We start from the raw sequence: 12,151 nt of genomic DNA on the forward strand, positions 1-12,151 counted from the left end.
CTCTGCAAGTACGAGGTCTCGAAGGATGAACGGACGGCACCTTACAGGATGCGCTTGAGCTCCCCGAGATGGCAGCTGTTGGCGCTCAGCTGCCCCTCCTATCAATTGATTGTCCGTCGATGCGACCGGAAGGCGCTCCCGGAGCAAACCGGCTCCAGCATTGGCGAAATTTTGCTGTTAGTCCTTCTGACGAAGATCGTTCGGATCACACGTAGCTCGACGCACGTGAAACGACGGGTGCTCCATCCAACACATTGAACGCCCACGTTCGGGAGCGTCGGACGAACGGGATAACATCGTTGAAGTCAGTGAGCAGAAAACAACCGTGTCGAGGAGGAGGAAAGGGCGCAATCATCGGCGGGGCATGAGACGGTCAGGCCTACCTTGCTGCTTCTCTTGGCTGTCTGTCGAAAACGTTGGTCGCCAGCCTCAACGCTTAGCAAACGGCTCTGGGCACCTCTTGGTGGTCTCGAAGAAGATGCTCGCTGCGCAAACTGCTCCAGCAGATCTGTAGCGGCATGGAAGTCGACTGCTTCGGAGAAGAGGAAGCCCTGACCAATCGTGCAACCGAACGCGAGTAGCTGGCCTACCTGCTCCTCGTGCTCCACGCCTTCAGCGACGACCCTCATGCCTAGCTTCTTCGAGATCGAAAGAAGACCCTCGACGATCGCAGCACTGGGTTCACCTGGCGCTAGCTGTGCGACGAAGGACTTGTCGATTTTTAGAATGTCGACTGGAACGGAAAGCAGATGCGTCAGCGACGCAAAGCCGGTGCCGAAATCATCCAGTGCGAGGAGCAGACCTTTAGCGCGAAGCTTTGCAATCGCCGTTGCAAGTCCGTCGTCGCGTTCGCCCATATAGACGGACTCGGTGACCTCCAGGACGACGTGTTTCAGCGGAACGCGATACTCGTCGAAGACAGCAGCTATATCGTCAGCCAGCTTCCCCCCGAAGAAATCGGCTGAGGACACATTGATACCCACATGCTGGAAGGGGATGCCTCGATCCAGCCATTGCCGCACGTCCTTCGCTACCGAGGCGAGCATGCGCGCAGTGATCTCGGCTGCTATGCGAGAGTCCGAGAAGGCGTCGACGAACTCGCCTGCGGTAAGGACGCCGTCGTCCGTTCGCAGCCGGCACAGCGCCTCCATCCCGATGATCTCGCGGCTCGCGAGGTTCACGATAGGCTGATAATGCGCCTCGACACGCCCGTCTTTCAGCGCAGCATCGACTTCGCGGATCGCTGCGAGCCTGCGGATCATGGTCGTACCCAGACCCTTCCAGTAATGTACGAAGCTACCGCGCCGGGTCTCTTTTGCGTGGTAGAGCGCGAAGTCAGCATTCTGCCGTACGATGTCAGAGCTTTGATCGCCGCTGGTCAGCTTCGCACCCCCAATGGTTGCTCGAGGTGCGATCAACTGCCCGCCCACATCGACTTCGGCTTTGAGGGCTTCAAGGATCTTACCCGCAACCTGCTCCAGGCCCGACAGCGCTTGAGGTGACTGCACGAGGATCGCAAACTCGTCACCTCCAAGCCGGAAGGCTCGATCCGGCGTGGAAAGCGACGACAGCCGTTCCGCCACACCCTGCAACAGGCGATCGCCCGCGTGGTGACCGAAGGTGTCATTGACGACCTTCAGATTATCTAGATCTGCTACGAGCAAAGCCCAGGAGCCAGACTCTTGGCAGGACAATCGAGTGAGTGCCGCGTCGAACGCCGCGCGATTAGGGAGCCCGGTCAGATCGTCAAAATAAGCCCTGCGCTCCCGCTCGAGCACCCGCTGATGGCGTTCGATGGCGATCGCGCAGAGGTGAAGGCAAGTATCGACAATGCGGCGCTCGATCCGGCTCGGACCGCGCTTCTCCCTGAAGTAGAACGCAAAGGTGCCAATCACTCGTCCGGCCGCATCTTTGATCGGGCTCGACCAACAGGCCGCCAGACCTAGCGGAACGGCTAACGCCTTGAAGCTCGCCCAGCGCTGATCCGTCTCGATGTCGGTGACGGTTACAGGTTTACCATAGTAGGCGGCGCTTCCGCAGGAGCCCGCCTGCGGACCGGTGATCAAGCCTTCCAAAGAGGCTGAGTAATCGTCAGGCAAGCTGGGCGCAGCCAGAGGGTGTATGGTCCCGCTCTCATCTACGAGTAGCACGGAACAGATCACCCCAGGAACACGCTCCTCAACCTCACAGCAGAGTCGCTCCGCCGTTCTTTGAAGCGACTCTCCTTTCGCGACCATCTCAAGGATCATGTTTTGGAAGCGTAACAAGGCTCAGTGTCCGACAGCGTACATGAGCATTATAGGACGATATTAGCCTTCAATCCCGGTAGTCCGAACATGAACAGACGGCAGGTTTTGGGAAGCGCGCGAGCAGCCCCAAACGGCAGCTACTGGCGCCGAGCTGCCCTGCTTACGGCAGCTTCCGCCCAGTTCTGGAAGTTCACCGCCATCGTGGCGAGTGCCAATACCCGTCCTTGGTTCATCCAAGCGATCTAACGGCCCGCGGTGACGCTAATAATTGCCTCTAAGAGCTCGCCTACCTGTCCGCTGGACCCCCAAGCGTAGACCGAAAGGTTGAGAGCTGCCTCTGCCGAAAATATGCTGCTGACGCCAACTGCATAAGCCTCAGCAGTGTTGATCGGTAGCACCGACACGCCAAGCCCCGCCTCAACCGCCGACAGAACACTGGCGAGACGGTTTCCGGTGAAGGCGATGTACCATCGGCGCCTTTCGCGCTCGATGCGGTCGATCATTACATCGGGATACAGCCCGCCCGGAGGAAATGTCACCAGCGGGAGCGGGTCGTGCCAAGCTCCGCTGGCATTTCCCTCGAACCAGCCGAGCGGTTGGCAGCATACGCCGTCAGAAGCTCACCACATCAGCGACAAGGCCGCACGCGTGGGGAAGCTCAGCGCGTTGCGGCAAGGATCATGGCGACGGTCTCCTCAGGCATGTCCCACATCGGAAAGTGGCCGCTGGACGCAAACCAATGGAGACAGGCCGATGGGAAGGCAGCTTTTGCGCGCGCGGCCTGCCTCGGCAGACAGAGGCGGTCGTGCCTGCCCCATCCGATCATGATCCGGCCGGTGTTGTCGGCGGCCGGCCCGGTTTGCTCAGGACCGCTCGCTAGGCTGTGGACCAGCGCGTCGAAGGTCGGCGTGGTACTGAGACTTGCCAATTCGGTCGCAACGACCTGCGGATCGAGCGTCCAAGGGCGTGCGGACAACTGAGCGAGCAATGCAGTCCGTGACGCCGCATTGCGGCTCAGCATCGGCAGGCTCGGCCGGATCGCGCGCAGCAAGCGACCCGAGAGCCCGATCGTGGTTTTGAAGAAGATTCGCTCCCACCCTCGCCAGAAGCCACCTGGGTCGAGCGCGACAACATTGCCGACACAGCCGCGTCGAGCGAGTTCAAGCACAAGCCTTGCTCCCATCGAGCTGCCGACGACGTCGACCCCAGCTAATCCGTTTTCAGCGATGTAGCGTTCTATGCTGCCAACCAGCCCGTCGAAGGTGCCGCTGTCGTGTTCCGCGGGCGTGTCACCATGGCCTGGAAGGTCGATTGCGATTACCGTCCGGTGGGCGCTGAGCGCATCCAGGATGGTGCTCCAGGAGCGCCAGCTTCCGCCGAGACCATGGACGAGCAGCAACTTGCGACCGGTACCGCATTGGATCTGGTTCATCTCATGCTGCTCTTGTTGCCGTGGACAGGCTCAACGATCCCAATCCCTCGGCGGGGCCGACGGACTTGCCTGCAAATGCAAAGCCGGCGATCGACACGCGGATCGATAGCGAGCGCTGTTTGGTTGGACATCAATCACCAGGAGAACGAACATGGCGACGCTTCCACCAGACCCCTATGCACCAGATCCGATCCGCGAGCCCGACGGGACGCCAGTACCTAATGATCAACCAGAGTCGCTGCCCGGCCCAGACAATCCTGAGGCACCGGTGATCGAGCAAGAGGCCCCCGACGATGCGCCGAGCGACACCCCCACACAAACCCAGGCGTGAGTTCTAATATGGCCTGCCGCTTTACGCAGTGGGCCACCTTCGATCCCCGCTCTAACGGTTCCAGGCTAACCTGTGCTCAGAAGCTTCTGAAGGGCGCGGGGGTCTCAGATGCAACCGTCGCAGGCTACTCGAGTCCGAGTGAGGGGTCGGAGCACCGTTCGGCCGACCGGGGGGCACCGCCGGCCGGAGCAGCATCCGACCGCCCCACCCGGAGGCCAAAGCTTCGGGATGACACCCATTGCCGTGGATGTGAAACTCTCGAAATCACATAAGTTGGAGGTAAGGATCAGTTCCGACTTTTCTGGATTACTCATCGGAAAGGATCACTGTCGCAGCGTCGAAAAGAGCGGCCAATTTCTGCATGACGCGTATGGCAAATCGAAAACCGATCCTCGGTATCAAGTCGCCGAGGGCGGCTCTAATCGTCCATTACGTAGCTTGCGGAACTATGCGAGTAGGCCTCCGGTCGGTGCTTTTCCCCAGGGAAGGTTGAAGCGATGGCGTTTTCGGCAAAGAGAGACATCATCGCCATTGGCGGATCTGCAGGGAGCGGCGCCGTGCTGAAGAGGCTGGTCGATGCGCTGCCCGCCGACTTTCCGGCGAGCGTGTTCGTCAGCACGCACATCCCTGCCAACTCGCCTGGTTTCCTCTCCGAGATCCTGTCGAGCCGATCAGCTATACCCGTCTCACAGGCGATCGAAGGACAGCCGATAGAAAGGGGGCATGTCTACGTCGCAGCGCCTGACCGGCATCTCCTGCTTGTCGACGGAACAATTCGCTTGGGGGAGGGCCCACGAGAGAACATGGTGCGGCCAGCCATTGACCCGCTGTTCCGCTCGGCTGCGCTTGCCTATGGTTCGCGTGTCGTGGGAGTGGTGCTGACAGGCATGCTGAACGACGGGGCCTCAGGGCTTCACGCAATCAAGTCCTGCGGCGGTACTGCCGTGGTGCAAAGCCCCCTGGACGCCGAGGCTGAGCAGATGCCGGTCGCGGCGCTAGAGGCGACGGACGTCGATCACGTAGTGCCCTCTGCTGATCTAGCCGCGCTTTTGGTGAAGATCGCTGGAACTGAAGCAGGACCTCAGCGCGGTTCGAGCGAAGATCTGAGGCTTGACGTTCAGATCGCCGCGGGAGTGAGGCTTGGCAGCGGAAATCTCCGGAAGATCGCGTCTCCCAGTGCGCTGTCCTGTCCAGACTGTCACGGCGTGCTCTCTGAAATCCACAACTCTCGGCCGCTGCGCTATCGCTGTCAGATCGGTCACGCCTACACCGCCGATGTGCTTGTCTCGCGCGGGGATGAGGTCGACGAAGCGGTACGCGTCGCGATGCGGGTCATGGAAGAGCGAGTCACGCTGGTCGAGCGCATGGCACTGGATGCCCGACAGACAGGCCGCGCTGCAGTTGCCGAACTGTATGAAGCGCGGGCGGAAGAATATCGTGGTTATGCTGCCACCTTGCGCGATGCGGCCGTCGCATCGTTGCGGCTTGGCCGAGCACCGCGTGCACAAGATATCTGACTGATAATACTTCGTCTTTAGGCCATCGCGGTTTATCTATGGTGGAGAAGCTCGGGATGGAACGCGGTGGCGACTAATAATCAGAAAGTTGAAGAATCCGCGCACGAGGAAGGCTTGGCCAAATCGACGCAGCAGATGCCAGTGGTCGGCGTTGGCGTGTGCGCTGCATCGCTCGGGTCCCTTGATGAGCTATTCGCCGGTGTCGGTGCGGGTAATGGTGGCGCCTGGCTGATAGCAGTGCGGCAGAAAGAGGGATTGAGCGTCGACACCGTCCTCGACCTTCTGAGGCGCAAGTCCTCTCTTCCAGTGAAGATCGCAAGCAGCGGCGACTCGATCGAGCCGGATCACATTTATGTCGGCGGCCCGGACGACATGATCACTCTTGAGGACGGACATATTCACGTTCGCCCTGCGATCGAACCGGTGGGGCACCGGGGCACGATCGACTCCATGCTCATATCGCTTGCCGAACATGCGCAGGAGCGAGCCGTCGCCGTGTTGTTAGCCGGGCTAGGCACCGATGGAACGGCGGGCATCACCGCAACCAAGAAGTTTGGTGGCCTTTCGATCGCGGAACGCGTCGAGGGTGAGGATGCGACCACGCAGGAAGGTGTCGGAGCGTTTGGCGTAGTCGACCAGCTTCTGCCAGTGAACGCGATCGCCTCTCAAATCGCGCAGTACACAAGAAACATCGCCAGCCTAGCCGAGCGTGGCGACGCCTATGATGGCGCCGTTGAGATCGAGGCGCAGATTACGCAGATAACGACCATCCTGCGCAACGTTACAGGCAACGACTTCCACGGCTACAAACGCGGTACCTTCATTCGGCGCGTCAACCGACGGATGCAGGTGACGCAGATTGACTCCGTCACTGCTTACCTGACGCGGCTACGGGAGGACCGGGAAGAGGTCCAGCACCTGTTCCAGGATCTGCTGATTAGCGTCACACAGTTCTTTCGCGATCCCCAGGAGTTCGAGGTCCTCGAGCGCGAGATCCCTCGACTTTTCGAGGGCAAAGAAGCCGGCGAGCAGTTGCGGGTATGGGTCCTGGGCTGCGCGACTGGTGAGGAAGCCTATTCGATCGCCATCCTGCTGCGCGAGCACATGGCGAAGCTGGACAATCCACCGGATGCGCAGATCTTTGCAACTGATCTAGATGCGCGTGCGCTCAATCTGGCGCGCGCCGGACGCTACACAGATGCCATCGCCGATCAGGTGCGCTCAGACCGGCTAGAGCGATGGTTCGTACGTGAAGGAGACACCTATTGCGTCTCCAAGGAGTTGCGCGAGATGTGCATCTTCTCGCCGCATAACATCGTAAAGGACGCGCCCTTTTCCAGGATCGACGTCCTGTCATGTCGCAACCTCCTGATCTACCTGAATGCCGAAATTCAGAGTCGCGTAATACCCATCTTCCACTTCTCGCTTCGCCCCGGCGGCGTGTTGTTCCTCGGCTCGTCGGAAAACGTGACGCGGCACCAAAGGCTGTTTGCACCCGTAGACCGTAAGAACCGGGTCTTCCGCCGTTTAGAAACGGCAGCGCGCATCATCCCAGACTTCCCGCTCTCCACGCGGGTGCGCTCTCCAGAGCCGCAACATCTGCCATCTCTGCCCGCGATGCATGAAGGCCGGCTGACCCTCCGAATGAGCCGGCAGGCGGAAGCTATTGCTGAGCGCTATGCACCCGCTTACGTGGTGGTGGACGCGCAGTATGACGTTCTCCACTTCTCTGGCCGGACCGGTCGTTACCTGGAACCCAGCGCCGGCGCGGCTACGCTGAATTTGATGAGCCTCGTTCACCGCGACCTGCGGTCGGACGTTCGTTCGGCGTTAAGTCGCGCCGCAAGTGATGGCCAGCGGGTCGAACTGGCCGGTTTAACTATTCACGACGACGACCGCACCCGAGGCGTGAACCTGGTGGTGGAACCCGTTGACGGAAGCAGCAGCACGCTGGTCGTTCTGTTTCAGGATATTGGGCCAGTGCACGAGGCGGGCGGCGCAGAAAGCGGCCGCTTTGCGGGCGATGATCATGTTCAACGGGTCGAAGCCGAACTCCGCATCACCCGGGACCGACTACAAGCGACGATTGAGGAACTGGAGTCCACTAACGAAGAGCTGAAATCCTCCAATGAGGAGTATCAATCCATAAACGAAGAGCTTCAGTCTGCCAGCGAGGAGATGGAGACTTCCAAGGAAGAGCTTCAATCCGTCAATGAGGAGCTGCAGACTGTAAATGGTGAGCTAAGCCACCGAGTTTTGGAAATCGGTCGAACTAACTCAGACCTGAAAAATCTGTTGGAATCCACTCAGATTGCGACCGTCTTCTTAGATAATGACCTTAGGGTCCGCAATTTCACACCCGTAGCTACTGAGATTTTCCACCTGCTTGAGACAGACATTGGTCGGCCGCTCGATCATGTCGTCTCGAGAGTTCACTACCCCGAACTTCTGGACGATGTCCGTCGGGTCCTGAAGACACTAACACCGATCGAACGTGAGATCGTCGATCGCCACGCCGATCGCTACTATGCCGCTCGCGTTCTGCCCTACCGCAGCACAGACAACTACATCAGCGGTGCGGTGGTTACCTTCACGGACCTGACCGCCGTTCACAGGGCCGAGAGCGCAATGAGGGACAGCGAGCAACGGTATCGCGCCTTTGTGACCGCCAGCTCTGATGCCATTTATCGGATGAACTCCGACTGGTCTGAGATGTGGGAAATGGATGGCCGAGAGTTTCTTCCCAGTACTACGTCGCCGTCTCAAGATTGGATGGAGACCTACATTCATCCCGACGAGCAGCAGTGGGTACGTGCACGCATAGACGAAGCGGTCCGCTTGAAGAATGTATTCGAACTCGAGCATCGCATCTACCGAGCTGACAGCACAATTGGATGGACGCATTCGCGAGCTGTGCCGATCTTGGATGATGACGGGGTCATCGTAGAGTGGCTCGGCGCGGCCAGCGACGTCACCGCTGCGCACGAGTCTGAAGCGATGCGGCGCGCCAGCGATGAACGGCTACGAAGCGCGATCGAAGTCGCACGGGTCGGCACCTGGGATTGGGACGTCGCCACTGGCGAGATCAACTGGTCGGATGAGCATTTTCGGATGAACGGCTACGCAGTTGGGGAGGTAAGTCCAAGTCACGAAGCTTGGGTCTCGCGCATTCACCCAGAGGATCGAGAAGCGGCCGAAGCGGCGCTGCGGAACGCACGTGAGACGCATCAGGAATATGTCCACGAGTTCCGGTCTTTGCATCCAAACGGGTCGGTGCATTGGCTCTCGGCCCGCGGCCGATTCTTGTACCGAGACGATGGCACGCCCGTGCGCATGATCGGCGCGATGGTAGAAACGACGGACGCGCGCGAATTTCTGCAGCGGCAAGAAGTGTTGGTAGCCGAACTACAGCACCGCACCCGGAACCTAATCGGTGTCGTGCGCTCAATGGCCGAGAAGACGATGCGGCGCGCAGGCAGTTTGGAGGACTTCCGGGAGCGTTTCCGAGAACGTCTCGGTGCGTTGGCGCGCGTGCAGGGACTTCTCTCACGCTTGGATGAACATGACCGCGTTAGCTTCGACGAGTTGATACACACCGAACTCGCTGCACACGGCGTGTCGGAGGACGGCGACGAGCGAGTTTCTCTGCAAGGACCTGAGGGAATCCGACTTCGGTCGAGCATGGTACAGACGCTCGCGCTCGGCCTGCATGAGCTTGCTACGAATGCGAGTAAATATGGTGCCTTGAGGGACTCAGGTGGTCACCTGAACATCAATTGGCGCATGATCAATGATGCCGCGGGCGATCAGCGGCTTGAGATAGTCTGGAAGGAGGAGGGCGTCGATATGGCAGCGGCCGGCACTATTCGGGGGACCGGCCAAGGCCGGGAGCTCATCGAGCGTGCTTTGCCATATCAGTTGGATGCAAAGACAAGTTACGTAATGGAACCGGACGGAGTACGCTGCGTAATCGATATACCAGTCTCGAGGACCACCCTATGACCGAGCATTCGCTACAGGGCCGCACGATCCTCGTTGTTGAAGACGAATATCTTCTTGTGGAGGATCTTTGTTCGGAATTGGAGGATTGGAAGGCGACCATCGTCGGACCCGCCGCAACGGTTCAGGAGGGCTTGAGGCTGCTCAGAGACACTGAGCAATTGGACGGCGCCATTCTTGATGTGAACTTGCGCGGCGAGCACGTCTTTCCGTTGGCGGATGAGCTGATGGCTCGCGGAGTGCCGTTCGTGTTCACAACCGGGTACGACGCGTCGGCGATCCCGAGCCGATTCAACAAAGTGAGTCGCTGCGAAAAGCCTGTGCAGATCTCCCAAGTGGTTCGATCGATCAGTAAGGCGGCGCATGCTTGAGCGAGGACTTCGCCACTGATCGTGGCAAAGCCTGCAGCCCAATCTCGTTCATGACGATCCTATCGCGCTTCGGGACGATTAGGGCTGCTCGACACATTTCGAAGGCGAGCGGCCAATTCTGCTTCACACTCCTGCGCCATAGCTAGAAACTGGTCCTGAGCAGGACCTGCTCCTAACGCCGCGCTCAGGCTGCGGCATTGCTGAGCGAGCATGATCAGTTCCTGCTCTCGCCCTCGATCACGTTGCACTTCCGCACCTTATGCCAGCTACACCTAGACGATCGCGATCGTCAGACATTCTTTCGGCTGTCGGCTAGAATGCGATGTGAATTCTGAATTAGTTCGCGAGATAAGTTGATCGCGGTCGAAGTGCTATCTTCGACACTTCTAGCTGCATTGCCCGCCCGATTAGCACGTAATGCCCGGGCCTGGCTCGAATGCCGCTCCGCGAGCTCCATGTGGCGCTCGCGCGCCTCACTGGTCGCGCTAGAGGACGCAAGCGCCAACTCCTGAGCTGCACGATTTTCATGATACTGAACATCATCGGACATAAAGCCTCCCGTCAAAGCGGAGGCTCTCCAGATGCCTTCAGTCGCCAGCATGCCCACAGTAGGCCGGCGATGAGTCACCTTACACTACCTTGGGCCAATCCTCGTATGAAATCGATAGCCGTATCTTGGTTGGCTCACGTTGCTTGTCTGGCTTCCAGGGCTTCGATGATTGCCGCACGATGCGCGCGATGCTCAACCATGGTTGAGTTAAATAGCGCCAGTAGGTTTTCGGCTTCCTGGGTGGAGTGCGCTTGAACCCGCAACCTCGTTATCAGCTCCTCCTGTTGCGCGATGTGGCGCTCTCCCTGAGCGATGTGCCGATCTGCCATATCCACGTCGGCTTGTGTGTACTGAGTCATGTGCGAAATGTGGATCAATAGGGCACTCGGACGCAATGCCGTTTAGGCTCATGCGTGATCGGCTGACGGCCTCGCTGTCGCGAATGTCAGATGTGAAAGTAGGCCATTTTCAATGCACATCTGCGACACTCGCTGGCCGTGATTAGACTCATCGCAATCATTGACGGAAAAGCTACGAGCACCTGGTGGGTTCCGGTGGCATCCTTGTTTGGCTTGGCAATTCGTATCCTGATGCGCGAGATGAACATGTCCGTCTCCTCAAGAGCCGCAGCCGACGAACGACGCTTAGCGCGGAGGACTGATCCAGTGAATGAGCGGCTGGGCGGACCACTATGTAAGTTCGCCACTTAGATGCGTCATCGGCAAACCGCGTCTAACAGCGGCACCCTTGCGAGATGAGTGAACGTCCGCTCTCGCCCACCTGCGCCTAAAAGCTGCCTGTCTGAGAACCACCCAAAAGTTGTCGGTCGGCGGCCGGTGGTTCGAATATGAACCTACGGCAGCTTTTGGGAAGCGCGCGGGCAGCCCTAAACGGCAGCTGTTGGCGCCGAGCTGCCGCAAGTACGGTGCCAGACGGCGTGTTTGCCCATTGCTGATTGTTCTACGGCGACTGACTTGGGATCTGGCTACCGCCAGCCCGTGCGAAAGCCACCGGTCCGCTCCTGGTGCGAAAAGCGAGCCCGGCCGCTGCCGCCCCAAACCGGACGACCGGGTCGGTTATCCGCAGCCCCGAAGCAGCCATTCATTCAGCGCACGTCCCTATTCTGCGTCTTCTCGCAGCGTCCGACTTAGAGCTGTCGATCAGGACACATTGATGCGACGTCTTAAAGAGACCAGCGCGTTCGCCGATATCATCCCGATGGGAGGCCTCGACCGTCTCGATCGCCGTTCCCTTTCGGAATATCAAAGACCGGTCGGGCGCTTGGCAGCGCAACCGGCAGGCGGACAATCACAAGCTAGGCGCCGCTCGCCGCTTTGGCTTGGTTGCCGTTGACCGAACCGTCTCCCCAAGATAGTTAGCATGGTAACCGTATGGAGACTGACTGATGAATAAGCGGCTACATGCAATCGCTAGGGTTCTGCCGCGTCCGGAGCACTTGGAGGACGCCCGTGAGGCGATCCGTGCCATTGTAGACAGAACCCGCGCCGAACCTGGCTGTCTGGAGTTTCGCGTCAACGAGGACGTGACGGACGGAAGCCTGCACCTTTACGAGGAGTGGGCTAACGCGGAGGCGCTTCGCTACCATCATGAGCAGCCCTACACCCAGCACGTCTTCCGACGCTATGAGGAGTGGCTTGCCGAGCCTGTCCGGCTGATTGAACTCACACCCGTGGCCTGAGCA

The 12,151-nt window shown here is 59.4% G+C and carries 9 protein-coding genes; 5 read left to right on the forward strand and 4 right to left on the reverse strand.

Annotated features, from left to right (window positions below):
* Positions 1–305 precede the first annotated feature (305 nt).
* The 3 genes from FHT02_RS18250 to FHT02_RS18260 form a co-directional block, all read right to left on the reverse strand.
* Positions 306–2,249, reverse strand: coding sequence for a bifunctional diguanylate cyclase/phosphodiesterase (locus FHT02_RS18250; protein ID WP_184091113.1), 1,944 nt, complete (start codon positions 2,247–2,249; stop codon positions 306–308).
* Positions 2,250–2,491: 242 nt separating this feature from the next.
* The gene (locus FHT02_RS18255; RefSeq protein WP_221239565.1) at positions 2,492–2,788 is read right to left on the reverse strand and encodes a hypothetical protein; all 297 of its coding nucleotides are present in this window, start codon (positions 2,786–2,788) and stop codon (positions 2,492–2,494) included.
* Between the two features lie 119 nt (positions 2,789–2,907).
* Positions 2,908–3,681 (reverse strand): alpha/beta fold hydrolase, encoded by a 774-nt coding sequence (locus FHT02_RS18260; RefSeq protein ID WP_184091115.1) that lies wholly within the window; start codon positions 3,679–3,681, stop codon positions 2,908–2,910.
* Between the two features lie 151 nt (positions 3,682–3,832).
* On the opposite strand from FHT02_RS18260, the gene FHT02_RS18265 reads away from it, so the two are divergent.
* The 4 genes from FHT02_RS18265 to FHT02_RS18280 all read left to right on the forward strand — a co-directional run bounded on the left by FHT02_RS18265 (position 3,833) and on the right by FHT02_RS18280 (position 9,899).
* Entirely contained in the window at positions 3,833–4,012 is a 180-nt protein-coding gene (locus FHT02_RS18265; RefSeq protein ID WP_184091117.1) for a hypothetical protein, read from the forward strand.
* Positions 4,013–4,509: 497 nt separating this feature from the next.
* The gene (locus tag FHT02_RS18270) at positions 4,510–5,529 is read left to right on the forward strand and encodes a chemotaxis protein CheB (protein ID WP_184091119.1); all 1,020 of its coding nucleotides are present in this window, start codon (positions 4,510–4,512) and stop codon (positions 5,527–5,529) included.
* A gap of 66 nt (positions 5,530–5,595) precedes the next feature.
* A complete protein-coding gene (locus FHT02_RS18275) occupies positions 5,596–9,531 on the forward strand; it encodes a CheR family methyltransferase (RefSeq protein ID WP_221239566.1) in 3,936 nt (1,311 codons plus the stop codon).
* Positions 9,528–9,899 (forward strand): response regulator, encoded by a 372-nt coding sequence (locus tag FHT02_RS18280; protein WP_184091121.1) that lies wholly within the window; start codon positions 9,528–9,530, stop codon positions 9,897–9,899. The genes FHT02_RS18275 and FHT02_RS18280 overlap by 4 nt, the downstream gene beginning before the upstream one ends.
* 684 nt (positions 9,900–10,583) lie before the next feature.
* Here the strand turns inward: FHT02_RS18280 and FHT02_RS18285 are convergent.
* Positions 10,584–10,808 (reverse strand): hypothetical protein, encoded by a 225-nt coding sequence (locus FHT02_RS18285; RefSeq protein WP_184091123.1) that lies wholly within the window; start codon positions 10,806–10,808, stop codon positions 10,584–10,586.
* Between the two features lie 1,046 nt (positions 10,809–11,854).
* Here FHT02_RS18285 and FHT02_RS18290 point away from each other — a divergent pair.
* On the forward strand, positions 11,855–12,148 hold the full coding sequence (locus FHT02_RS18290) for a putative quinol monooxygenase (protein WP_184091125.1): 294 nt from the start codon (positions 11,855–11,857) through the stop codon (positions 12,146–12,148).
* The last annotated feature ends 3 nt before the right edge of the window (positions 12,149–12,151 follow it).

The sequence above is a fragment of the Sphingomonas xinjiangensis genome (assembly GCF_014199255.1).
GTDB lineage: Bacteria > Pseudomonadota > Alphaproteobacteria > Sphingomonadales > Sphingomonadaceae > Sphingomonas > Sphingomonas xinjiangensis.

Excerpts from the sequence above, each read along its gene's own strand:
- FHT02_RS18250 (WP_184091113.1), bottom strand. The coding sequence starts at position 2,249 with ATGATCCTTGAGATGGTCGCGAAAGGAGAGTCGCTTCAAAGAACGGCG.
- FHT02_RS18260 (WP_184091115.1), bottom strand. The coding sequence starts at position 3,681 with ATGAACCAGATCCAATGCGGTACCGGTCGCAAGTTGCTGCTCGTCCAT.
- FHT02_RS18265 (WP_184091117.1), top strand. The coding sequence starts at position 3,833 with ATGGCGACGCTTCCACCAGACCCCTATGCACCAGATCCGATCCGCGAG.
- FHT02_RS18270 (WP_184091119.1), top strand. The coding sequence starts at position 4,510 with ATGGCGTTTTCGGCAAAGAGAGACATCATCGCCATTGGCGGATCTGCA.
- FHT02_RS18280 (WP_184091121.1), top strand. The coding sequence starts at position 9,528 with ATGACCGAGCATTCGCTACAGGGCCGCACGATCCTCGTTGTTGAAGAC.
- FHT02_RS18285 (WP_184091123.1), bottom strand. The coding sequence starts at position 10,808 with ATGACTCAGTACACACAAGCCGACGTGGATATGGCAGATCGGCACATC.
- FHT02_RS18290 (WP_184091125.1), top strand. The coding sequence starts at position 11,855 with ATGAATAAGCGGCTACATGCAATCGCTAGGGTTCTGCCGCGTCCGGAG.